The organism is Agarivorans sp. QJM3NY_25 (genome assembly GCF_050870875.2).
Classification (GTDB): Bacteria; Pseudomonadota; Gammaproteobacteria; order Enterobacterales; family Celerinatantimonadaceae; genus Agarivorans.
This window is the reverse complement of the sequence record NZ_CP194041.2, coordinates 2,077,600-2,101,900: the sequence shown is the minus strand read 5'-3', so window position 1 is coordinate 2,101,900 and position 24,301 is coordinate 2,077,600. Positions and strand designations below refer to the sequence as shown.

Sequence of the window (24,301 nt, the reverse complement as noted above, 5' to 3'; positions counted from 1 at the left end):
GTAGGGTTTGATAAAAAAATAGCCATTCTACCGAGGTAAAATGGCTATTTAGAACCAGTTAATTAAAAATTAACTGTATTACTAAACAGCCCGTTTGATCAGCATCGACTTAATGTGACCAATCGCTTTTGTAGGGTTTAATCCCTTAGGACAAACACTTACACAATTCATAATGCCATGGCAACGAAAAACGCTAAAAGCATCATCTAATTCTGATAAACGTTCATCAGTCGCCGTATCTCGACTGTCTGCCAGCCAACGATAAGCGGCAAGCAAACCCGCTGGACCAACAAACTTATCAGGGTTCCACCAAAATGAAGGACAAGCCGTAGAACAGCAAGCACAGAGAATACACTCATACATACCATCCAATTTTTCACGTTCTTCAGGGCTCTGCAAATTTTCGCGAGCCGGAGGCATTTTCTGTTCGCTGATTAAATAGGGTTTAATACGGGCATAATTATCATAAAACTGTCCCATATCGACAACTAAGTCACGAACAACAGGCAAGCCAGGTAACGGGCGTATCACAATATCACCTTTACCTAATAGATCTGACAAAGGCGTGATGCAGGCTAAACCATTTTTGCCGTTCATGTTAAGCCCATCTGAACCACACACGCCTTCTCGACAAGAACGTCGAAATGCAATGCTAGGATCTTGTTCTTTCAGCTGAATTAATGCATCCAGCACCATCATATCAGAGCCTTCAGGGACCTCAAGATGATATGACTTCATATGGGGTTTTGTATCTGTTTCTGGATTATAGCGGTACAAAGAAAAGTTAACGTTCATTGCCGCCTCCTAATAAGTGCGAATTTTAGGTTCAAAAGCTTCACGTAGATTGGGTGACATATTCACCTCTCTACGTCCCATAGTTTCAGTGCTCGGTTCAAATATAGAGTGGCATAACCATTGTGCGTCATCACGCTCGGGGTAATCGAACCGGCTATGAGCACCACGACTCTCGGTACGGAAATTAGCCGCATGAGCAGTCGCAATAGCGGTTGCCATCAAATTATCTAACTCTAAGCACTCAACCCGCTGGGTATTGAAGTCTACCGATTTATCATCGAGGCGAGCGTTTTCCAAACGTTTACGGATCTCTTGCAGCTCTTTTAAACCTTCGGCCATTGACTCGCCTTCACGGAACACCGAAAAATTAAGTTGCATGCATTGCTGTAAGTCTTTACGAATTTGCACTGGGTCTTCACCATCATGGCTCGAATTTTCCCAGCGATTATAACGCTGCATTGCCGCTTCCAGATCTGCTTCTGAAGCATCAGCCATATCGATATCGCGGCTCAGGTATTCACCCAAGAATTTACCCGCAGCGCGGCCAAATACCACTAAGTCGAGTAAAGAGTTACCTCCGAGGCGGTTTGCACCGTGAACCGACACACAGGCGATTTCGCCAACCGCAAATAAACCATTTACGATTTGATCTTCACCTTTGTCATTTTGCCTAATCGCTTGACCATTCACATTACAAGGAATGCCCCCCATCTGATAATGACAGGTTGGGATCACTGGAATGGGTTCCTTCACAGGATCTACGTGTGCAAATGTACGAGACAATTCACAGATCCCTGGCAAACGACTTTCTAAGACTTGCTCACCCAAATGATCCAACTTCAACTTAAGATGTGGACCCCAGGGGCCATCACAGCCACGGCCTTCACGGATTTCGGTCATCATTGAGCGAGCTACCACATCTCGACCAGCCAAGTCTTTCGCGTTAGGCGCGTAACGCTCCATAAAACGTTCGCCGTCTTTATTGAGCAGGTAACCGCCTTCACCACGGCAACCTTCTGTAACCAGAACCCCCGCGCCAGCAATGCCAGTGGGATGGAATTGCCACATTTCCATATCTTGAATTGGTACGCCTGCTCGTAGCGCCATGCCCACACCATCACCGGTATTAATATGTGCATTGGTCGTTGAGGCAAAAATTCGTCCAGCCCCACCAGTCGCTAATACGGTTGCCTTCGCTTTGAAATAAACAACTTCACCACTTTCGATATCCATGGCTGTACAACCCACCACATCGCCATCAGCATTCTTCACTAAATCCAATGCGTACCATTCGGAAAAAATCGTCGTCTTATTTTTTACATTCTGTTGGTAAAGCGTGTGTAATAAAGCATGACCAGTTCGGTCTGCGGCAGCGGCTGTCCGTGCAGCTTGCTCACCACCAAACTCTTTCGACTGACCACCAAAAGGACGTTGATAAATGGAGCCATCATCAAAACGAGAAAACGGTAAGCCCATCTTCTCTAGTTCAATGACCACTTCCGGTCCGACATTACACATATATTCGATCGCATCTTGGTCACCAATATAATCAGAGCCCTTTACGGTGTCGTACATATGCCATTGCCAGTTATCTTTATGCGAATTGCCTAAAGCAACAGTAATTCCACCCTGAGCTGATACAGTATGAGAACGTGTCGGAAATACCTTAGAAATAAGAGCGCAAGACTTGCCCTCTTTAGAAATTTGTAAAGCTGCGCGCATACCCGCGCCGCCTGCGCCGACCACTACGGCGTCGAATTCTCTGATAGAAATGGCCACTCGACCTACCCCCAAATAATGAACAAGCCACTAGCAACATAAATAAGCGCTAGTACTGTTAAAGAAAACTGCAGACCCATTCGTAATGCTGTAAATTTCACGTAATCGGTCAAAACTTGCCATAAACCAATCCAAGCATGTATCAGCATGGAAATGAGTGCTAGCAAAGTGAATACCTTAGTTGGGAGCCAAGCAAAAAAACCACTCCATGATTGGTAAGTCACGTCGGTACACGCAATGAAACCAAGCATATAGAGGGTATATAAAGTTAAGATGATGGCGGTTGCGCGAATGAGTATAAAATCATGTACTCCGCTCCGGCCAAATGTTGCAGCATTAGTTACCATACAATTACTCCCATTAACAACGCCAATACAGCGGTGATGATGAATGAGACTTTAGCGCTAGAAGATGCTGTATCTAGCTCTTCCCAATAGCCCATATCCATAATGAAATGACGTATTCCACCAACAATGTGATACATCAACGCACTTAGGCTCGCCCATAGAATCAATTTCACAAAGAAATTGTCAATGATGGACAAAACATTCGCAAAACCTTCTGCCGATTGAAGGGATTCGGCAAGCAGGCCTAACAAAATAGCTAAGGCGAAAAAGGTAATCACACCGGAAACACGATGCAAAATAGATGCAATGGCAGTGATGGGAAGTTGGATGGTTTGTAGGTCGAGGTTTACTGGTCTTTGTTTTGTTTTCACGGTTCTCTGCCCACTCAGTTCCTAGAGTTTTATTATGATGATAAAGTTAGGCTCAGTATAGGGCATTGAGTTGCGATAATGTTAATTTTGTGAACTTAAGCTCTAAAACTAGACTAAAGTCTAAAAAATACATTTCCATTGTGCAAAAAATGCTCGTGCCAGCGCCATACTTCGCAAGAATTATAACGCCCACATAACACAAATACAATTAACATTTCCTTCATTTAGCTATTTCAATGCAACTAAACAGCCAAATTAAAGCTAAATATTAACACATCCGACACAAACAACCACAAATCATAACAACAGCCAATTGACAATTGAAGTCATTCTAGGTCAGAATGTACCTCGCTTTGTATCCAAAAAAATTAATACAATTAGAATAAGCAAGGGAGACATGCTATGGCTGATAAGAAAGCCACCCTCAAGCTGCCAGGACAAGATGCATACGAAATGCCCATCATGTCAGGTACCGCAGGACACGACGTAATAGATGTTCGAACTCTAGGTTCGAAAGGTTATTTTACTTTCGATCCAGGCTTTTTAGCGACTGCTTCATGCGAGTCAAAAATCACCTATATCGACGGTGAAAAAGGCATTTTGTTACATCGGGGTTACTCGATAGAAGAATTAGCAAAACATGCCGATTACCTTGAAGTTTGTTACATTTTATTGTTCGGTGAACGACCAAACGTTGAGCAATACGAAAGATTTAAGACAACTGTTACCCGCCATACCATGGTGCATGAACAATTAATCCACTTTTTCCAAGGATTTCGTCGTGACTCTCATCCCATGGCAATCATGGTCGGTGTTGTTGGTGCGCTATCTGCGTTTTATCATGATTCCATGGATATCACGAATGTGCGTCACCGTGAAATTGCGGCCTACCGTTTGATCTCTAAAATGCCAACCCTCGCGGCAATGAGCTACAAATATTCAGCAGGCCAACCTTTTGTCTATCCTCGTAACGATTTGAGCTACGCTGCAAACTTTCTCAATATGATGTTCTCGGTACCAACTGAAGAATATAAAGTGAGTCCAGTGGTAGAACGTGCGATGGATCGGATATTTACGCTGCATGCCGATCATGAACAAAATGCCTCGACTTCAACGGTCCGTTTGGCAGGTTCTTCTGGGGCCAATCCATTTGCTTGCATCGCAGCAGGTATTGCCTGTTTATGGGGTCCTGCTCATGGCGGTGCTAACGAAGCCTGCCTCAATATGCTAGAAGAAATCGGTTCGGTTGATCGCATCCCAGAGTTTCTTAAACGCGCGAAAGACAAAAATGATCCATTCCGCCTGATGGGCTTCGGTCATCGCGTCTACAAAAACTACGATCCTCGAGCCACCGTAATGCGCGAAAGCTGCCATGAAGTTCTCAATGAATTAAACATTGATGACCCTCTATTAGATGTGGCGATGGAGTTGGAACGTATTGCACTATCCGACCCTTACTTTAAAGAGAAGAAGTTGTTCCCCAACGTCGACTTTTACTCAGGCATCGTACTGAAAGCGATTGGTATTCCTGTGAGTATGTTTACCGTGATTTTCGCACTTTCTCGTACCGTGGGTTGGATCGCCCATTGGAAAGAAATGATGGAAGAAGATACTCAACGGATTGGTCGACCTCGCCAGCTTTATACCGGTGAGCCTCAACGACCGTTTAAGTAAGTTGTTATTTTAGTCTAATCAATATACACAAAAATCCGAGACTCAGTTCTCGGATTTTTTATTCGAATCAAAAACCAAATATGTTTAGCTGGCCTTACTTCCCCACTGAAAACTACCGTTCGCCAAGAACTGAACCACCTCGTTACGCTTTTTTCCTATCAACAGAGCGCCATCATCCATAAATAAGAAGTTTTTCCAACAACGTTGAAATGTACTCCATGTCGTTTCAATAATATGACGTTGATCGTTACAGTAATAAACCACAGTGTTGTCTTGCCATTGTAAATGCGTGACTAATGCCTCAGGAAGACTCGCTTGTTCACTGTCCCAAACATTCTCCCAGTTCCCTTGTCCTTGCCAAGTTTCGATACTGAAAGCCCAATCTCCCTTACGAAAAAAATCAGGATGATCAACTTGCTTACTGACTAACTCTTTCCACAGCATACTCGCCCTAGTTTCAGTCATTGGTTTTATCGCAATAGCATCTTGCTCGCTAATCGGCATATCGGCTCGACTAAAGATCCACGATTTTTTATGTTCAGTTAAAGAAATATAATTCATAATAATTCTAATTAATAAATGAAATCACTCAATCAGTCTAAAGACTTAATTGAAGAGCACTTTAGCTTAAATAAGGCTCTGACTTTTTCAAGATCTTCCGGAGTATCAACCCCGTGTGCCGGAGTTTCTAAAGCCCTTGCCATTTTTATCTTGTAGCCATGCCACAATACTCGCAACTGTTCTAACTTTTCCATTTTTTCCAGAGGAGAAGGCGACAGCTGTATATATTCATCCACGAAATGAGCCCGATAAGCATAAATTCCAATATGCCTTGAATAAAGATCAGCTTGCCACTGACCATCCCGTTCAAAAGGGATCGGGGCGCGGCTAAAATAGAGAGCGTGATTATCCTTGTCACACACCACCTTGACCACGTTTGGATCATGAATGTCAGTGTCTTCAAGAATAGGCACTGAAAGGCTAGCCATTTTTACTGCTGGTGCGTCTTCTAATAAGCCAGCTACCTGAGCAATCACCTTCGGTGGGATCATTGGCTCATCCCCCTGAACATTAACCACGATAGTATCGGCAGCAAACGCTAAACGCTGACATACTTCGGCTAAACGTTCAGTGCCCGACTCATGGCTCTGGGCCGTGAGTACGACTTCGGCTTGAAAGGACTTTGCGACATCAACAATTCGTTGGTCATCAGTGGCAATCACGACTCGTTCGGCACCTGACAATAAAGCTTGCTGATAAACTCGCTCGATCATGGTTTTACCAGCAATATCTTGCAAAGGTTTAGCTGGTAGTCGAGTTGACTGATAACGCGCCGGAATCACCACGACAAACTTCATTGCGGTAACTCATTTAAAGACATCTCACGGGCTTCACTGGTTAATAACACCGGAATAGCGTCTTTTATGGGATAAGCTAGGCGATCAAACTTACAGACTAATTCGTTGTTTGGTTTATCATAATGAAGCTTACCTTTACACAAAGGGCAAGCGACTATTTCAAGTAAATTATGTTCGACTGACATTGGTTTTTTCCTGTAATAAAGAGAAAAAGTGCTGATAAAATGCAGCTGGCAGCACACTATCTACAGGCAAATAATACCAATCAGTACCTGCCGTATGGCGATATTTTATCGCATCTTTTTCCGTCATAATCAGTGTTTTATTAAACAGTTCACGTTGTTGTTGCAAAGTTAAGGGTCGATGGTCATCTAAAGCCATATGCTCTATTGCATGAATCCCTAAAGGGATAAGCGATGAAAAAAAGCGTTGGGGATTACCAATCCCCGCGAGCGCAAGATCTACCGTAGATAAGTTTTGCACCACCGAATCATCCATTACTTTTCGAATTGCAGAAGCCTGCAAGCTTAAAATGTAACTCTCCGCCGAGAATGCTGGCTCCCCATTGCTAATCACAATATCGGTGCGAGCTAAACGCGAAGCTGGTTCTCGTAACGGACCAGCCGGTAAACACAAGCCATTCCCCAAACCACGTTGCGCATCAATTACGGCAATTTCAATATCTCGCGCTAAGGCATAATGTTGCATGCCATCATCACAAATAATAAGGTCAACGCCAGCTTGCAAAATAGCATGGCAAGCACGACTTCGGTTTGGGTCCACCATCACCGGACATCGACTACGCAAATAAATCAGTAAAGGCTCATCACCACAATGTTCGCTGTCGCTTGAGGCATCGACTTGAAAAGGATAATGTGGAGCCTTGGCCCCATACCCTCGGCTCACCACACCAGGTTTGAAGCCATGCTTTTTTGCAGCTTCCACTAAGGCCAGTACAACCGGTGTTTTGCCATTCCCTCCAACGCTAATATTCCCCACGACCACCACCGGTACGGGACAAACATATTGACCCAGCCATCCTTGCTGATAAGCCAAACGACGCAGCCTCGCAATGAAGCGAAATAGATAACTGAATAGCAGCAATGGGACAATTTTAAACCAGTGCTGCTTAGCGCTTTGGTACCAAAACTTCACTATTTTTGGCCAAATTGAATTTGATGTAACTGATAATAGGTCCCTTTTAAAGCCATAAGCTCGGAGTGACTACCTTGTTCTACAATACATCCCTCATCAATCACCACAATGATGTCGGCATTCTCAATGGTGGAAAGGCGATGCGCAATCACAATCGCAGTCCTGTCAGAGCATACGCGATCGATGGCTTGTTGGATTTTACGTTCTGATTCAGTATCTAAAGCTGAGGTGGCCTCATCGAGGATCAGCACCGGGGCATCTTTTAACAAGGCACGAGCAATGGCAATGCGCTGTCGTTGTCCACCAGATAACATCACCCCTTTTTCGCCAATGATGGTATCGTAACCTTCTTCAAATTGATCAACAAAGGCGCTTACGTTAGCCATCTCGGCCACCCGCTCTATTTCTTCTCGAGTAGCATCATCTTTGGCGTAACCAATATTTTCGGCGATAGTACCACTAAATAAGTGAACCATTTGAGACACTTGAGAAAACTGGTCACGTAAATTCTTCAACTCATAGTCTTGCAATAAACGTCCATCTAAAGTGATTTCACCAGCCGTAACTTCATAAAACTTGGGTAACAAACTGGCAATGGTGCTTTTACCACTGCCCGAACGCCCGACCAAAGCAACGGTTTGGCCCGCTTGAATCGTTAAATCGATCCCTTTGAGTACTAATTCGTTTTTAGTCGGGTACTTAAAGTTCACTTGCTTTAAACAAATGTCGCCTTGCGCCCGTTTGGTTTTGTAGCTGCCTGTATCGGATTCAGTATTCATATCCATGACCGTAAACAGACTAGTACAAGCCGCCATCGCACGTTGCACATCATTGTTCAACTGAGTCACCACCCTTAACGGCTTTAACAACATCATCATCGAGGTGACAATAATCGTAAACGTACCCGGCGTTAATTTGTCAACTAACTCAGGAAATGACGCCACATATAGCACAACGGATAAACCAATCGAGGCAATAAATTGAATAGCAGGGTTGGCAATGGCGCTGACCGTTGCCATTTTCATTTGCTGGCGACGGATCATATTACTGGCATGATCAAAGCGCTGTGCTTCTTTGTTCTGGCCACCAAAAGACAAAATTTCACGATGGCCATTCAACATTTGTTCGGTAGTGGTGGTCACATTACCGACAGCGTGTTGTAAATGAGTGCTAATTTTACGAAAACGACGACTAACGAGATTAATTGCAAAACCAACTGGTGGACCAATCAAGAAAAAGATCAGGGATAACTGCCAGCTGTTATAAAACATTAAGCACAGCAAACCGATAATGGTAGCGCCTTCTCGAACTAGATTCACCAAACTAGCGGTGGCAGCAGTACTCACTTGGTTCGAATCATAAGTAATTTTTGAGAGTAAGCTCCCCGTTGGGTTTTTATCAAAAAATGACACTGGCATGAGCATCAGATGATTAAAAATCTGTCGCTGGATTTTCATCACCAAATGGCCACCCACCCAAGACATACCGTAACCGCTAGCAAAACCACATATTCCCCGCAATAACACAATACCGAGAACAAAAATCGGCATATAGGTTAATACTGCAGGGTTACTGCCAGACAATCCCTCATCGATTAACGGTTTAATTGAATAAACAAACATAGTATCTACCGCGCCGTAACCAATCATGCCAATAACGGCAACAATCAAGCCAATTTTGCGGTCTTTCACATAGCCTAATAAACGGATAAAGTTAGCTTTTGTATCAGTAGCTGTATCTGGAATCATAAGAACAGAGTTATTCCATCGGAAAAATTGCCTTAGTTTAGCGGTTTATAGACAAATCACCAACTGATGATTTTTTGGTACCAAGGGCTGAATAATTTATCTCGCTGCGAGCTAATTTGATATGAACGGTCATCGATTTTAATGTTTATCGCGCCCACCTTGCCGGTTATGAATTGCTGGCTTGCCGCATATCGTTGTGTCACTTGAGGTTTGGGGAAACCAAAACGGTTAAAAGCAGCACTGCTGTGAATGACTATTTCGGGTTTAAATTGCTGAACAAATGCCTCAGAAGAAGAACTATTGCTGCCATGATGAGGGCTAAGCAACATGGTGACGGGCGCCGTAAACTGGCTCAGTAATTCAACTTCAATCACTTGTTCAATGTCTCCAGGAAGTAATAAACTATAATGTCCATCATCGATTCTCAGCACACAAGAACCATTATTACCCTCCCCTCGCTCAGCCAACCAAAACTGAAGTCGCAGTTTTTTCCATTGATGAACCCCCATACAATTCGCCTCAGGCAAACGCGGATCTCTACCATAATAGCGCTTCGCTTCCGGATAATGCTGTTCCAGAACAAATCGCCCACCGGCATGATCGTTATCTCCATGACTAAACACCAACCAAGGAAGTCGATTCACCGATTGGTCAACCAACAAAGGAATGGTGACACTTTGCGCATAACTAAAGCCACTTCGGTAGCGAGGACCACTGTCATAAATCAGCGCTTCATCTTGCTGAATAACCACCACCGATAGGCCTTGTCCAACATCTAATACTATGATTTGCCACGAGTCGTCTGGAGCAAGAGATGACGGCCAAACAGGTACGAACATGAGCAAGCTTAGCCAAGCCAGATGGACTTGCCTCCTAAACAAACCAAAGGCCCAAACATAAGCAGCAAACAATAACAGCATAGCAATAGTAAAACGCGGTAAATGAAAGCTAAGTAACTGCCACTGATTTAAAGCCATCAAACTTTGATGGAAGAGACCAAAAACATCATTGAGTAAATCGGCCCACCAGTCAGCCAATGGTAAACCGACGATATATAGAACAAATAATGCCATGACCGCAGGTACCAAAAGCACGCTAAACAGTGGTACCGCAATAAGATTGACCAACAGCGCACAACTCGGAATCACACCAAACATCAAGACTTGAAGCGGCATCAAGATGATACCAACCATCAACTGAATAAATACCAACATCATTAGTTTGTGACTGGGACCGCACCACAGTGCCAGTAATACCACCACAACGGCGGCAAACGACAACCACAGACTGTTGCCATACATACTAAATGGCCATAGCGTTAAAATAATAAATAAACTGATCAGCACCCCGTGCCAAGCTCGCCGCCGATTGAACAATCCAATACTTATAATAACGCAGCTGTACATCAACAACGCACGTAACATCGGCAGTTGCCAATTGGCTAACCAACAATAAAACCCGCAACACATTAAACTCAGCGTCAAGGACCACAACCGTTCCTGCCGACGCATCAGCAAAAACAACAAATTAGCCATATACCATGACCACAACGCCACGATGCCAAGGTGTAAGCCGGATAATACAAATAGATGACTCAGACCCGATTGGCGATACAACTGCATATGCTGGTGATTCAAGCTGCGCTTATCCCCTACCATCAACGCGAGGATCTCGCCGCCGTATTCAAGGCCTTGTAATTGCTGGTTGAGAAAGCCAAGCCATCGCTCCCGACTAGAGCTTTCCGCCTGCGCAATGCGAAGCGACAATACCGAACCTCGGGCGATAATCGACTGGGAGACCAACCAACGGGCATAATTAAAACCCGCAGGATTTAAACTAGCAAACGCTGGTTTTAAACGCGCCCCAACATCAATGGTCTGCCCAGCAAGCACGATCTGCGATCGGTCACTAAGCTTAGACTGATACAATACCAACTTAGGCCGCCACCACAGCCAACTAGAGCGTCCATCTAACTGATGTATTTCTAAAGTAATTTTTTGACCATAAACGTTATTTTGAACTGCCAACACCTGACCAATTATGCTAGAGTTGTGCGCTTTTTGATGGATGCTCTCAATCCAAGATTGATAATATAGCGCATGGCTAGTTATCCAGCAGATCCCGAATACGAGGCCTGCTAAAAAATATCTTCGCCGCCAAAACAAAGCAAATAGAGCGATGTAGCAACTATATAACGATGGTATGCTAAGTAAATTAGCCCATAATAACGATGATGTCATAGCTAGCAAACTTGCTAGTAAAAATGCATTCATGTGCGATAAAAAGTTTATTGTCAATAACAAACTATATGCCAAAAAAAACCTTACAACGATTTATTCCAAAAACTGAAGATTTAAAATCCAGTAAACATCTCAAGTTTTTTGGTCAGTGGCTTCATAACCCAAACCTATGGCATCTCAATCGTCGCTCTGCGGCTGGCGCATTTGCAGTCGGTTTATTTGTTGCGTTTGTCCCTTTACCATCACAAATGGTGATTGCGGCTGCATTGGCAATCATGTTTCGGGTGAATTTACCTTTATCGGTTGCCTTAGTATGGGTATCCAACCCCTTAACCATCCCACCGATCTTTTATCTTTGCTATTTAGTGGGCGCAAGCATATTGCAGCAACCTATTGAGTACTATCATTTTAAATTTTCATGGCATAGTATCGAGCATTTGATAGCCACTATTGGCCCGGCATTTTTGTTAGGTTGTCTTGTTTGTTCAATCTTCTTTTCAGCACTCGGCTATTTTTCAATTAATGCTGCTTGGCGTTACTCGGTCAGACGACGCTATAAAAAACGTCGATAAACAAACCTTGATGCGGTGAAGGTGAATTGAACTTTGAAGCGCTTGTGTCACTTGTTGGATATGCGAACACTTTTGTGTATGAAAAAGAGCTACCTCGGGACCCGAAGAAGTCACAAAAAGTAATTTATACGGTTGCTCACGAAACACAATGAAAAGACTTATAGCATAGGGTCTCCTCACCTCAAATCGTTCACAGTGCTTCAGCCTTAAGCAAGTTCTTGCGCTGGTTTAACTCGAGCCGCCTGCCATGCAGGCCAAATCGTGGCAAAAATACTCAGTAGCAAAGCTGCGCACACCACTGCAATGACATCACGCCATAGTAACTGAGTGGGTAAAAAATCAATAAAGTAGATATCTGCCGACAACAGACTGTGACCCAGTATACTTTCGACAACAGCAGCCAACTTAGGAAGTCCTAAACTGCCTAAGATCCCCAATATTGCCCCCCAACAACAGCCGATCACGCCATTGTATGAACCATAAACAATAAAGCTTCTCACCAAACTTGCATCGGTGGCCCCCATTGTTTTCAAAATGGCGATATCCCCTCTTTTTTCACTCACCGCCAAGATCAGTGTGGAAATGATATTAAAACTTGCCACTGCAACAATCAGCAACATAATTGCATACATGATTGTTCTAACCAACTGAATATCTTGATATAAATAGCCATGCTGGCGAGTCCAACTTTTAATATACACTAGTTGGGGAAACCCTTTGGCGACTAAGCGAACCACGCGGTCTGCATCAAGCGGATCCACTAAGCGCAAACTGATGCCAGATACCCCATCTTGCCATTGCATCAACTTTTGGGCATAAGCTAAGTTAATGAAAGCCAGCTGATTATCTAACTGACCACCAGCATTCATTAAGCCAACCACCTTAACTCTAACTCGCTGGGGCGCGCTCAAATGCTGACGGGTTCCAGCTTTAGGTAATAATAGCGTCACCGGATCACCTACGCTAACCTCGAGTAAACGGGCAATACCGGCACCCAAGACAACTTGTGGCAGATCCGACTGTAACGCTTGCCACGCATCGTCTCCAATATACTGATGTAAGTCCGTCACCGTGCGTTCAATAGCGGGATCGATCCCTTTCAAGGCAATCGCTTTCATCTTCCTCCCTTTTTGCGCTAAGGCGCTCAGCGTCACGTAAGGTGCTGCACCTAAAACTTCGGAGTGTCTGGTTGCTTGGGTCAGCAAATCTTGATGATCAACCAGCGGCGGATTAACGGCTTCTAATTCGCCATGACTCACGATGCCCAAAAACCGATCCCGAAGTTCCCGCTCGAAGCCGTTCATCACCGATAAACCGATAATGAGTACTGCGACACCCAGTACAATCCCTAAAGTGGAAGAACGGGAGATAAAGGAAATAAACCCATTACTATGTTTAGCGCGGTGGTAACGCAAACCAATTAAAATCGATAAAGGAAGCCGCATCGTTACTGCGCCTCTTCACTAAAGTTGCCATCTTGCATAAAGGCTTGACGATTAAATTTGGCAGCTAAAGCTAAATCATGAGTCACAACCACGAAGGCGGTGCCCAAATCTTGGTTGAGCTCCAAGATTAATTGGTAAATTGCGTCGGAGCTATGGCTATCCAAATTCCCCGTAGGCTCATCTGCCAACACCAAACGAGGCTGGTTCACCAGAGCTCGTGCAATCGCCGTTCGTTGACGCTCCCCTCCCGATAACTCGGCGGGTCGATGTGCTAATCGATGCCCCAAACCCACTCTGTCTAATAACTTTTGGGCCTTAGCCATCGCAACTTTTTTTGTCTCACCGGCGATCAATAGCGGCATTGCCACATTCTCTAAGGCTGAAAATTCTCCTAATAGGTGATGAAATTGATAAATAAACCCTAGTTTTTGATTACGCAACTTAGCAAGCTGTTTGGAATTCATTTGGTTAAGCGCTTGATTATCAATACTAACTTCGCCCTGATTAGCATCATCCAGGCCGCCCAAAATATGCAACAAAGTACTTTTACCGGAACCGGAACTTCCCACAATAGCCACCGCTTCACCGGGATATACAGTGAAATCGACGCCATGTAATACTTCAGTAAATTGGCTACCATCTTGATAAGTTTTAACAATATTTGTTGCCACTAAAACGGGCTGAGCTGTTTGCTCACTCATAACGAAGTGCCTCTGCGGGTAAAATTTTGCTGGCGCGCCAAGCAGGATAAATGGTTGCTAAAATACTTAATAACATTGCAACCACCGTAATAAAGATGATTTGCTCACTACGTTGCAATACTGGTAAACCTGCACCACCGAGACTCGCGGCGAAATTCAAGCCAATGGCAGACATCACGCCGTTAATATGATGACTTAAAAGCCAGCCTGCGAAAGCACCAACCCCCGCACCAATACAACCGCTCCAGGCACCTTGAACCATAAATACCAAAACGACTTTCTGTTGCGTCAAACCTAGAGTTTGTAAGATCGCAACGTCACTGCGTTTTTCTCCAACCATCATCACCAGACTAGATAAGATATTGAAGGCAGCCACCGCAATAATTAAACAAAACAACATCCCCATCATGTTTTTTTCCATCTTAACCGCAGCAAATAATTCACCATAAAAACGCCGCCAATCTTGATATTGAATACCTTGTTGATCCAAGGCAACACTGAGAGACTCGATCTGGAAAGGGTCATCGAGGAAGAGTCGCTGTTGGCTCACCGCTGCCACAGAACTTCGCAACAGCCGAGCACTATCATCGATATTCACCAGAACAAACTGCTTATCAACTTCTGCTGCAAACTCAAAAATACCGGAGACCACAAAATTACGTTGTGAAGGCATTTCACCAAGTGGCGTGAATAGCACCCGGTCGGTTGCCATCAAACGAATGCTATCGCCTAAACGAACGCCAAGCGCATTTGCGACACCAATCCCGATGACCACCTTGTAAGAACCTGGCTTAAGACTATCCAGCTCGCCGATTAACAAATGTTGTCGCAATAAATCAATGTCGGCCTGTTGCTTAGGATCAATTCCTTGCAACGTTACCGCCGTCAGTTGATGACTGCTTTGCAAAACAACTTCACTTAGCACTAAGGGCGAATGAGGGAACTTAGCTAAAAACGGCGGTAGTTCAACTTGCTGGCTAAACGTAAGATGAGGGACCAAGTTTAAAATACGTTGTTTGAGTTGATTCTCAAAACCGTTCATCACTGAAATGACGGTGATCAATGCCGCCACGCCAAGCGTAATTCCTAGCGTTGAAAACCAACTCACAAATGATGCAAAACGTTGCTGTTTGGCTCCTCGAGAGAAGCGCCATGCTATAAAGCCAATCAAATTCATCGAGGCTAAGGTCATCCGTAGGCGAAAAAACGCGGTCATCATACCGCGCCCATGATCCGTCAACAAGTGACAGCCCAAGCTTAATCCGGTAAAACATAAAGATAATTAGTTTATTTGCATTCCATGACACAACTTGTTGTAATTTCTACCTCAACTAGGCTTTATGCATGGTTTTATGGAATAACTTCGCCGCGTGGCACTTGTAGGAAAATATGCAAGATCAACATTACTTTAGTGTGACTCATCAGCTTAATGTGAATTTAGAGCTCATTGAAGATGATAACTTACCCTCTTCGTACAGCGAGTTTGAGGCCCTAATTCCAGAGCCATTCATCCTCGCTAATAGTAGCCACCACCATGGTTTGCTTGGTTTACGTGCGCTAAAACAACTCGGCGAAGCTGGCGAACAACTACTCGCTTATCTACAAGCTCAAGAACAGAAACTGAATCGGGTTTTAAGCTATGTCTTAGTCCAGCAAGATAGTAGTGAACATCGCACCACTAGCCATCAGTTTGGAGGCTCAGAAATCCACTGTTTTTGGGATAGTCCCTTAAAGGCCGGACAAATGGTGAGATTAAAAATATTCTTACCTGAAGAATCCAGCGCGGTATTTTGTTATGGTCAAGTTCAAGGTTCACAATCGGTGGCCCACAGCCAGCAACAATTACTGCATATCAATTACCACTGGATCCGTGATGAAGATATTGAAACCTTGGTCCGTGCCAGTCTTCATGTGCAAAGCCAACAATTAAAAGCGCGAGCCGACGCTCGCCTATTAGCCGAAAAAAAATGAGTCAGTCGTGTTATTAAATCTACCTTGCCCTGAGCATGCGGGCGACAATAAACAAGTCACTAATTTACCGGGCAGTGCGTTGGCCTTGGTGGTCCATCAATATGTAACCACCTTAGATGCGCCCTTAGTTATTTTAACGGAAGATACCCGCAGCGCGCTGCAAATAGAACGAGAAGTGAATGGCTTACAACCGCAACGCGCAGTGCACTTACTTCCAGATTGGGAAACGCTTCCTTACGATACCTTCTCACCACACCAAGATATCATTTCCCAGCGGATCCTCAGTCTTAATCAGCTTAGTCAGGACAAAAACAGTGTCGTCATCGCACCGATTGCAACCTGGTTACAGCGCTGTGCTCCGGCCGAATTTTTAGCCAAACATAGTTTGCAACTTAAGGTTGGCCAGCAGCTCAACATCACGGCTTTTAAAGAACGCTTGGTTAGCGCGGGTTATCAACATGTCGACCAAGTCATGGAACATGGCGAATTTGCGCTACGCGGCAGCTTACTCGATCTTTACCCCATGGGCAGTCGCCAACCATTTCGTTTAGACTTTTTCGATGATGAGCTAGACACCATTCGTCAGTTTGATCCCGACACCCAGCGCAGTGAGCAAACGCAGCAACAAATTACCTTGCTGCCAGCCCATGAGTTCCCCACCGATCAAGCCGGCATCGAAACCTTTCGCCAACAATGGCGTGATCGATTCGAGCCAAGCCGAGAGGCGGAATCAATCTACCAGCAGGTATCAAAAGGGATCATGCCAGCGGGTATCGAATACTACCTGCCGCTATTTCACTCACATACAGAAAGCCTGAGTGACCAACTATCGGCCAATACCATCATCTTAAAAATTGGCGACTTAGAACATGCTGGAAAACAGTTTTGGCAAGATCTCGAAGAACGCTATCAAAACCGTCGCCATGACCGCTCTCGGCCCATTTTGCCGCCAGATGAACTCTATTTAAATGTTGATCAGTGTTTTAAGGAATTAAAAAGTTTTGCTGGCATTAAGCTGCGTAGCGGACCGGCCAAAAATGCCCAAGGACGGCTCAATTTAGCCGCTCATGCATTACCAGACCTCAGCGTCAATCATCGACTCAATTTACCATTACAGGCCCTAAGCCATTACCTAGAGCATCACCCGCATCCTAAAACCTGCTTTATTGCCGAAACCGAGGGACGCAGAGAAGCACTCAAGAATTTACTTCGCCCCCTCAAGTTAAAGCTTAAAAATCATCAAAGCATTTTTAACTTTGTTGCGAGTAACGATAGTCTGGCGATTGTGGTCGCGCCTATCGAAAAAGGCTTTGAACTAAACACACCAACTTTGCAGTTGATTACTGAAACCGACTTACTCGGTGACAAAGTTCGCGCTAAACAGCGCAAGGCCTCAAGTAAAACGCTCAATCCCGATGTTCTGATCCGCAATTTAGCAGAACTATCAATTGGTCAACCAGTGGTGCACCTAGAACACGGCGTGGGCCGTTATCTGGGCTTAACCAGCTTTGAAAACGGCGGCATAAAAACTGAATTTTTAAGCCTTGAATATGCCAATCAGGCAAAATTATATGTACCTGTAAATGCACTCCATTTAATTAGCCGTTACTCTGGAGCCAACGACGAAACGGCGCCACTGCACAAGCTAGGCAATGAACAATGGCAAAAAGCCAAGCAAAAAGCGGCCGAGAAAATCCGTGATGTCGCCGCAGAGCTGCTAGAAGTATATGCCAAACGCGCCGCTAAACCTGGGTATGGATATCAACTTGACGAAGCGGCCTATCAACAATTTAGCGCCGATTTCCCCTTTGAAGAAACCGACGACCAACAGCAAGCTATTACTGCGATGTTACAAGACATGCAGACGCCAAACGCAATGGACCGGCTGGTTTGTGGCGATGTTGGTTTTGGTAAGACAGAGGTGGCGATGCGTGCCGCATTTGTCGCCGTGAACAGCGGAAAACAGGTGGCCGTGCTCGTCCCGACCACCCTGCTTGCCCAGCAACACTTTGACAACTTTAGTGACCGCTTTGCCAATTGGCCGATTGAAGTCGCTTCTTTATCACGCTTCAACACCACCAAAGAACAAAATCAAGTACTCACAAAACTGGCTGATGGTCGTGTCGATATCGTAATCGGAACCCATAAGTTATTAAGCAAGGATGTGAAATTTTCTGATTTAGGGCTGCTGGTTATTGATGAAGAACACCGCTTTGGAGTGCGTCAAAAAGAGCAAATAAAAGCGATGCGGGCGAATGTTGATATTCTCACACTCACCGCAACACCAATACCTAGAACCCTGAATATGGCAATGAGTGGCATGCGTGATCTATCGATCATTGCGACCCCTCCGGCAAAACGCTTAGCGGTAAAAACCTTTGTGCGCCAATATGATAATGCACTAATTAAGGAAGCGATTAGTCGCGAAATAATGCGCGGGGGGCAGGTTTACTTTCTACACAATAAGGTTGAAACCATTGAGCGAGTCGCCCAAGAACTCTCTGAATCGCTGCCACAGGCACGTATTACTGTGGCCCACGGACAAATGCGCGAACGTGAGCTAGAGCGCATTATGGGAGACTTTCACCATCAACGTTTTAACGTTCTGGTTTGTACTACCATTATCGAGACTGGGATTGATATCGCCAGTGCTAATACCATTATTATCAATCGTGCTGATAATTTTGGCTTGGCTCAGTTACACCAATTACGCGGTCGAGTTGGCCGTTCTCATCACCAAGCCTATGCCTATTTACTCACTCCACCACCAAAACTATTGAGTAAAGACGCACGTAAACGTTTAGAGGCGATCGCTCAACTAGAGGACTTAGGCGCAGGCTTTACCTTAGCTACCCACGACCTGGAAATTCGCGGAGCTGGTGAACTCTTAGGAGATGACCAAAGTGGACAAATAGAAGCCGTTGGCTTTACCCTATATATGGAAATGTTAGACCGAGCGGTAACAGCCCTCAAAAATGGTCAAGATCTCAATTGGGATCTCAGTCAAAGCGAACAATGTGAGATTGAATTACGCTTACCAGCACTACTGCCTGACGATTATATTTTTGATGTCACAACTCGACTCACTATGTACAAACGCATTGCTAATTGCGGGAATTCTGCAGAAATGCGCGAATTACAAGTCGAGCTGATTGACCGTTTTGGCTTATTACCGGAACCTGCTCAAAACTTGTTCAACGTGCAAAGGCTTAAAATTGAAGCCGACCACCTCGGTATTAAGCGCTTAGAGGCCGGACCGAAAGGCGGCGTTATCGAGTTTGCCGAATCAACAAAAGTTAATGCCGCTTTTCTGGTAAGCCTGCTACAATCTCAGCCAGCTATTTATCGAATGGAAGGCGCCAACAAGCTAAAATTTGCGGTTCCAAGCGACGGTCCCGAACAGCGCCTCACCCTCATAGAATCTATATTGGAGCAATTTAACGCCAATGCGAGCAACTCTTAAACAGGCTATACAGCTTCTTGGCTTGGCCGCAATCGTTACGACCAGCGCGCCTAGCATGGCAGATGGACCGCGTTGGTTTGACATTGAAGTCATCGTTTTTAAACGTAATGTTAGTGTCGAAAGCAGTCAAGAATATTGGCCGCAACCACAAACGTTCAGCGTAAATACCAGTGAACCGTTGCTCGCACCGTTGTTTGCTTGTAACACCGAGCCCTGCATTCGGCCTCGATTTGAACAGTTACCTGTAACCATTGACGGACGCGGTTGGCCTATCACTGGTGCGACCCATCGACAGATGCTGAATGCCGACCAACTAGAGTTAGGTGAACAATTTGCCAAATTAAATCAGCACGCAGCCTTTACACCGCTCATACATCTAGCTTGGCGGGAAGTCGTTGCACCCCGTCATCGAGCCAAATTTTATCAGTTGCAAGCAGGCCAAGACTTTTCGCAACGCTTTCAAGCCGATGGCCACCTGATTAACTTTGCAGCTCATAATGACGCAATCGTTAACGCCAAGAGCGATGAGCAGAATAAGCTTGGTGAAACCAGCTTGTTTGAGCAAGCAACGCCGCTAAATGGTGAAACTAGCAGCGACGCCGTTGCTCAGGTACCGGCCGAAATTTGGGAGCTAAACGGTGGGATTAGAATTTACTTGCAACACTACTTGTATATCGAGAGTCAACTGATCCTAAAACGTCCTGTTGAAGTTGAAAGAGAGGTTCTTCCCTCTGATCGCCAAACACAGCTCACCCCCCCCAATCCCCTGCCAAATAATGAACCGCAGCAAGTGGTGATATTAAGTGGAGAACAAAAGGGAGTTGAAGATGGCAGTTTAATTGCGAATTATCAAACAGAAGAGGAGCTACATAGCTTTAAGTTTGATCAAAAACGTCGTGTCCGTTCCGGAGAAATACATTATTTCGACCATCCACTAATGGGCATGCTGATCCAAATTCGTCGTAGTCCAGAAAATCAAAGTGCACTTTCACCAACATCCATAGCGGATGGTCAGGACAACGACATGGCAGAGATTATTGCACCAGAACAGAAATCACTCGAGGGCAACTCAGCCGAGTCAGCCACTACTGAAGCAGTATTCACGGCTCCCGCGAGCCAAACGGCTTCGTAAGCGCTGCAGTGGTCGTTGCGAACCAACCAAGTGTGCTATTCAGCTGCGCCTTATTAAGTCGCACCTGGCTATTGCTAGCAATCGCGGCTAGCTCTCGTCAAATGGGAGAAAAGCTGCTCAGCTTACTATATCCCGACCATCATTGGTTTTATGTCGGCTTAGCTTTAGGCGCACTTCCGCTATCTCGTCTTCTCTTGCCCAAGCTGTGGCAGACGGTCTCTTTAACGTTTCAGTTATGGGGGGTATTCGTGTTATTGCTGGCCGATATTCTCAGCCAGGCCTATTTAATGAATTTACATCATTGGCGATTTGAAGCGCTGAGTGCGCTCACACTGTGGTTGAGTTTGATGTTCGCTTTTATCGTAGTAAAAGCCGGATTAGAAAGGCAATAACCAGTAGTTATTGCCTTTCTAATAGAATCTTAAAGCCTGTATTTAGTGGAGCTTTAACTTCGGTCTTAATACCTGATTAATTCGCCCAACGAGCATCATTAATCCTGTTTTAAAATAACCATGTAAAGCAATTTGGTGCATCCGGTATAAAGAGATATAGACCATTCTAGCAATCCGCCCTTCAATCATCATAGAGCCTTGCATCAAGTTACCCATCAGTGACCCAACGGTAGAATAACGACTTAAAGACACCAACGAACCATGATCTTTGTACTCAAATTCAAGTAACGGTTTTTCTTCAAGCTGACGTAGGATGTTTTTGTAAACTAAGGAAGCCATCTGATGTGCAGATTGAGCCCTCGGAGGAACAAAGCCTTTCTCACCCAAGGCACAACTGGCACAATCACCTATCGCATAAACATTACTGTCACGTGAACTTTGTAGCGTAGGCCTAACCACTAACTGATTAATCCGGTTGGTTTCTAGCCCACCGATTTCTTTCATAAATTCAGGGCACTTAATGCCAGCCGCCCACACCATCAAATCGGCTTTAATTAACTCGCCATCTTTTGTCGTTAACCCTTCCGCAGTGGCTTCGGTAATCATGGTGCTGGTGCGAACATCAACGCCCATTTTTTGCAATTCTGAATGCGCTGACGAAGAAATTCTAACCGGTAATGCTGGCAAAATTTTATCACCCGCTTCAACCAGCGTAACCGCCAAACTTGAACTGCTAAGATTTGGTACACCATAAGCCCGCAGTTGATCAAGCGCGTTGTATAACTCCGCCGATAACTCAACACCTGTGGCACCAGCCCCAACAATGGAAATTCTGACCTTTTCTCCCTGTTGTGATTCATCGCCTTGAGAATACTGCAAGAATCGATTTAACATTCGAGAGTGGAATAAATTGGCGCGACTCGGATTATCTAAGAAAATGCAATGCTCTTTGACACCCTTCGTATTAAAGTCATTGGACACGGAACCGATTGCCATCACTAAATAGTCATAGTCGATCTGCCGAGCTGGTAATACTTCCTGCTCCTCTTCGACCATGGCTTTTAGCGTCACCAACTGCTCTTCGCGATCAATATCAGCAACTTCACCTAATTGAAACTCAAAACCGTGATTGGCCGCATGAGAACGATAGCTTAAGGCATCGATTCCGGCATCTAGCGACCCCGTCGCGACTTCATGTAGTAATGGTTTCCACAAATGCGTTCTATTTTTATCAATGAGAACTATCTTGGCTTTACCTCGTTTGCCAAGTTTGTGACCCAAACTCGTCGCGAGTTCTAAGCCACCTGCGCCACCACCTACAACAACAATTTTAGTCATTCTTGCTTATTTCCTTCTCACAACTTGAAGTGTTTAGCGCTTTTTAAAAGGCTTTATCATTATGTACTACGCCTTTGAATAATCGCTCTGCTGCGTCATATTATACGTAATGAGAGTAGGATCACAAAAAAAAGGCTTATAAAAACGAGGGGGAAATGCCTCTATTCGCTGATCTCAATCATTTCATAGACGAGGTAGACTCCGCAATGACTTAATTAATTGTAAATGACGACTAATATCTTGAAATTTATGTGCTTGCTGGCTATCCCAAATAATCGGATAATAATCTTGTAACTCTTCAGCTGAAAGTTGGCTATCTAACACACCATCATTTTCAGACAACACAACCGTACAATTACCACGATTTTTGTCTCTAAACTCTGCAACACATTTAGTCGCAATATCTAAATACTCCTCGGGCCGCTCTATTTTGCCCTGCATGTTCCGCTCTGGGTGCAAATTCGGGTTAAACAAAACGGAGGGAATTCCACATAGATAACCAATCCGCTCACTCCAATACCCGCCTAAACCAACACCACAAATCACCACTTCCTCTTCAGCACTCAACATTAACTGTTTGTGGACTTCTTTGAGTAAGTGACTCATATCGTGTCGAGGATGAATGGTACTGTAACTGATTTGACGCACATCGCTATCGACAAACTGAAGCTGTAGTACTTTTTCATGGTTACCCGGACTTGTAGAATCAAAGCCGTGTAAATAAATAATCATGATGCGATTCCTTGTTTATATTCCCGCATGAATACTAAGTGTATTTAGTTCTCACTCAGTTCACTACTAATTTGCTGAATTTCTAGGGCGCGCGCAGCGATTTGTCGATATTGAGTCAATGCTGTGAGCTCCGACCAAGTCATAGGATAAGCTTTTGCTCGCAAGGCATCGGGGTGTGCAACCTGAGTATGTGGTAAGCCATCTAATAAGCGAATACTGGCATCTCGATCGTTGCAGGCCAAAAGGTAATCACAGCCCGCGGTCAAGGCTTGCTCGGCTCGTTGCACATGATCACCAGCAAGGGCTGCGCCCTGCATCGACAAATCATCACTAAATATAACCCCCTTGAAACCTAAATCTTTACGCAATACTTGTTGTAACCACCGCTTAGAAAATCCTGCGGGTTTATCGTCAACATCACTATAAATTACGTGTGCGGGCATCACTGCGTCCAATTTATTTTGACTAATTAAACGCCTAAATACACTTAAATCATAACGTTTAATCTCATCAAATGAGCGCGAGTCAGTGGCTTCAAAGTGATGAGTGTCTGCTTTAACATTCCCATGTCCGGGAAAGTGCTTGCCAGTTGCCTTCATCCCTGCGTGATGCATTCCAGAGATAAAACCACCCGCATCACTAACGATCTGTTCAGGGTTAGAACTAAAAGCACGAGTACCAATCACATCACTACAACCGTTGATATCCAGCACCGGAGCGAAACTAATATCAATATCGCAAGCTCTGAGCTCAACGGCCATTAACCAACCCAACTGTTCAGCCAGATCGACACTAGCCATCCTCAGTTGCCTTGCCCCTGCATCAATATCCCCCATCGCAGGTATGCAAGAAAACTGATGCCGAAAACGTTGTACACGTCCTCCTTCTTGATCCACAGCAATCAATAAATACTGTTTACTCGCAGCTCTTATTGAGCGAACCAGTTCAATTAACTGGGCACGCTCCTGATAATTACGACTAAATAAAATGACACCTCCCACAAGGGGATGCTGTAACATATCTCGCTCTTCAGCACTCAGCTCGGCGCCCAATAAATCTAAAAACAGCGGTCCCATCGGCTCGATACC

The 24,301-nt window shown here is 44.7% G+C and carries 22 protein-coding genes; 6 read left to right on the top strand and 16 right to left on the bottom strand.

The window, feature by feature from the left end:
- Positions 1 to 81 precede the first annotated feature (81 nt).
- Genes ACRRSW_RS09730 through sdhC form a run of 4 tightly spaced genes read right to left on the bottom strand, consistent with a single transcriptional unit; the run spans position 82 to position 3,292 of the window.
- Positions 82 to 795 (bottom strand): succinate dehydrogenase iron-sulfur subunit, encoded by a 714-nt coding sequence (locus tag ACRRSW_RS09730; RefSeq protein ID WP_432453403.1) that lies wholly within the window; start codon positions 793 to 795, stop codon positions 82 to 84.
- Positions 796 to 804: 9 nt separating this feature from the next.
- Complete coding sequence (gene sdhA, locus ACRRSW_RS09725) at positions 805 to 2,574, bottom strand: succinate dehydrogenase flavoprotein subunit (protein WP_432453404.1); 1,770 nt, start codon at positions 2,572 to 2,574, stop codon at positions 805 to 807.
- Positions 2,575 to 2,579: 5 nt separating this feature from the next.
- Positions 2,580 to 2,921: a succinate dehydrogenase, hydrophobic membrane anchor protein gene (gene sdhD / locus ACRRSW_RS09720; RefSeq protein ID WP_432453405.1), complete on the bottom strand. Its 342-nt coding sequence runs from the start codon at positions 2,919 to 2,921 to the stop codon at positions 2,580 to 2,582.
- A complete protein-coding gene (gene sdhC, locus ACRRSW_RS09715) occupies positions 2,915 to 3,292 on the bottom strand; it encodes a succinate dehydrogenase cytochrome b556 subunit (protein WP_432453406.1) in 378 nt (125 codons plus the stop codon). The genes sdhD and sdhC overlap by 7 nt, the downstream gene beginning before the upstream one ends.
- A 402-nt stretch (positions 3,293 to 3,694) precedes the next feature.
- Between sdhC and gltA the strand changes: the two genes are divergently transcribed.
- Complete coding sequence (gene gltA, locus ACRRSW_RS09710) at positions 3,695 to 4,966, top strand: citrate synthase (protein ID WP_432453407.1); 1,272 nt, start codon at positions 3,695 to 3,697, stop codon at positions 4,964 to 4,966.
- Between the two features lie 84 nt (positions 4,967 to 5,050).
- On the opposite strand, the gene ACRRSW_RS09705 is transcribed toward gltA, so the two are convergent.
- Genes ACRRSW_RS09705 through ACRRSW_RS09680 form a run of 6 tightly spaced genes read right to left on the bottom strand, consistent with a single transcriptional unit; the run spans position 5,051 to position 11,467 of the window.
- The gene (locus tag ACRRSW_RS09705) at positions 5,051 to 5,527 is read right to left on the bottom strand and encodes a DUF2947 family protein (RefSeq protein ID WP_432459218.1); all 477 of its coding nucleotides are present in this window, start codon (positions 5,525 to 5,527) and stop codon (positions 5,051 to 5,053) included.
- Between the two features lie 32 nt (positions 5,528 to 5,559).
- Positions 5,560 to 6,324 carry a 3-deoxy-manno-octulosonate cytidylyltransferase gene (kdsB, locus tag ACRRSW_RS09700; protein WP_432459217.1) on the bottom strand — a complete coding sequence of 255 codons (765 nt, stop codon included), beginning with the start codon at positions 6,322 to 6,324 and terminating at the stop codon, positions 5,560 to 5,562.
- Positions 6,321 to 6,509, bottom strand: a complete 189-nt coding sequence (locus ACRRSW_RS09695; protein ID WP_432453410.1) for a Trm112 family protein — start codon at positions 6,507 to 6,509, stop codon at positions 6,321 to 6,323. The genes kdsB and ACRRSW_RS09695 overlap by 4 nt, the downstream gene beginning before the upstream one ends.
- Entirely contained in the window at positions 6,493 to 7,479 is a 987-nt protein-coding gene (gene lpxK / locus ACRRSW_RS09690; protein WP_432453411.1) for a tetraacyldisaccharide 4'-kinase, read from the bottom strand. Before lpxK ends, ACRRSW_RS09695 begins: the two co-directional genes overlap by 17 nt.
- Entirely contained in the window at positions 7,479 to 9,227 is a 1,749-nt protein-coding gene (gene msbA, locus ACRRSW_RS09685) for a lipid A export permease/ATP-binding protein MsbA (protein ID WP_432459216.1), read from the bottom strand. The genes lpxK and msbA overlap by 1 nt, the downstream gene beginning before the upstream one ends.
- Positions 9,228 to 9,283: 56 nt before the next feature.
- Complete coding sequence (locus ACRRSW_RS09680; protein ID WP_432459214.1) at positions 9,284 to 11,467, bottom strand: DNA internalization-related competence protein ComEC/Rec2; 2,184 nt, start codon at positions 11,465 to 11,467, stop codon at positions 9,284 to 9,286.
- A 68-nt stretch (positions 11,468 to 11,535) separates the two neighbouring features.
- Here ACRRSW_RS09680 and ACRRSW_RS09675 point away from each other — a divergent pair, with 68 nt between their 5' ends.
- Complete coding sequence (locus ACRRSW_RS09675; protein ID WP_432453414.1) at positions 11,536 to 12,039, top strand: DUF2062 domain-containing protein; 504 nt, start codon at positions 11,536 to 11,538, stop codon at positions 12,037 to 12,039.
- A 206-nt stretch (positions 12,040 to 12,245) separates the two neighbouring features.
- Here the strand turns inward: ACRRSW_RS09675 and lolE are convergent, their stop codons facing one another.
- The 3 genes from lolE to ACRRSW_RS09660 are packed head-to-tail and all read right to left on the bottom strand — an operon-like array spanning position 12,246 to position 15,404.
- The gene (gene lolE, locus ACRRSW_RS09670; protein WP_432453415.1) at positions 12,246 to 13,484 is read right to left on the bottom strand and encodes a lipoprotein-releasing ABC transporter permease subunit LolE; all 1,239 of its coding nucleotides are present in this window, start codon (positions 13,482 to 13,484) and stop codon (positions 12,246 to 12,248) included.
- A gap of 2 nt (positions 13,485 to 13,486) precedes the next feature.
- Positions 13,487 to 14,185 (bottom strand): lipoprotein-releasing ABC transporter ATP-binding protein LolD, encoded by a 699-nt coding sequence (gene lolD / locus ACRRSW_RS09665; RefSeq protein WP_432453416.1) that lies wholly within the window; start codon positions 14,183 to 14,185, stop codon positions 13,487 to 13,489.
- Positions 14,178 to 15,404: a lipoprotein-releasing ABC transporter permease subunit gene (locus ACRRSW_RS09660; protein WP_432453417.1), complete on the bottom strand. Its 1,227-nt coding sequence runs from the start codon at positions 15,402 to 15,404 to the stop codon at positions 14,178 to 14,180. Before ACRRSW_RS09660 ends, lolD begins: the two co-directional genes overlap by 8 nt.
- Before the next feature lie 170 nt (positions 15,405 to 15,574).
- Here ACRRSW_RS09660 and ACRRSW_RS09655 point away from each other — a divergent pair, with 170 nt between their 5' ends.
- From ACRRSW_RS09655 to ACRRSW_RS09640, 4 genes are read left to right on the top strand one after another with little or no spacing between them, the layout of a single operon-like run.
- Positions 15,575 to 16,156: a PilZ domain-containing protein gene (locus tag ACRRSW_RS09655; RefSeq protein ID WP_432453418.1), complete on the top strand. Its 582-nt coding sequence runs from the start codon at positions 15,575 to 15,577 to the stop codon at positions 16,154 to 16,156.
- Positions 16,157 to 16,163: 7 nt separating this feature from the next.
- Positions 16,164 to 19,619, top strand: a complete 3,456-nt coding sequence (gene mfd, locus ACRRSW_RS09650) for a transcription-repair coupling factor (RefSeq protein WP_432459213.1) — start codon at positions 16,164 to 16,166, stop codon at positions 19,617 to 19,619.
- Complete coding sequence (locus ACRRSW_RS09645; protein ID WP_432453420.1) at positions 19,603 to 20,751, top strand: peptidoglycan binding protein CsiV; 1,149 nt, start codon at positions 19,603 to 19,605, stop codon at positions 20,749 to 20,751. The genes mfd and ACRRSW_RS09645 overlap by 17 nt, the downstream gene beginning before the upstream one ends.
- Before the next feature lie 8 nt (positions 20,752 to 20,759).
- Complete coding sequence (locus ACRRSW_RS09640) at positions 20,760 to 21,143, top strand: DUF2919 family protein (RefSeq protein ID WP_432453421.1); 384 nt, start codon at positions 20,760 to 20,762, stop codon at positions 21,141 to 21,143.
- Between the two features lie 42 nt (positions 21,144 to 21,185).
- Here ACRRSW_RS09640 and ACRRSW_RS09635 read toward each other — a convergent pair whose 3' ends face one another.
- The 3 genes from ACRRSW_RS09635 to nagZ form a co-directional block, all read right to left on the bottom strand.
- Positions 21,186 to 22,481, bottom strand: coding sequence for an NAD(P)/FAD-dependent oxidoreductase (locus ACRRSW_RS09635; protein ID WP_432453422.1), 1,296 nt, complete (start codon positions 22,479 to 22,481; stop codon positions 21,186 to 21,188).
- Between the two features lie 183 nt (positions 22,482 to 22,664).
- The gene (gene ycfP, locus ACRRSW_RS09630; protein ID WP_432453423.1) at positions 22,665 to 23,213 is read right to left on the bottom strand and encodes an alpha/beta hydrolase YcfP; all 549 of its coding nucleotides are present in this window, start codon (positions 23,211 to 23,213) and stop codon (positions 22,665 to 22,667) included.
- A gap of 44 nt (positions 23,214 to 23,257) precedes the next feature.
- Entirely contained in the window at positions 23,258 to 24,289 is a 1,032-nt protein-coding gene (nagZ, locus tag ACRRSW_RS09625; RefSeq protein ID WP_432459212.1) for a beta-N-acetylhexosaminidase, read from the bottom strand.
- Positions 24,290 to 24,301 lie beyond the last annotated feature (12 nt).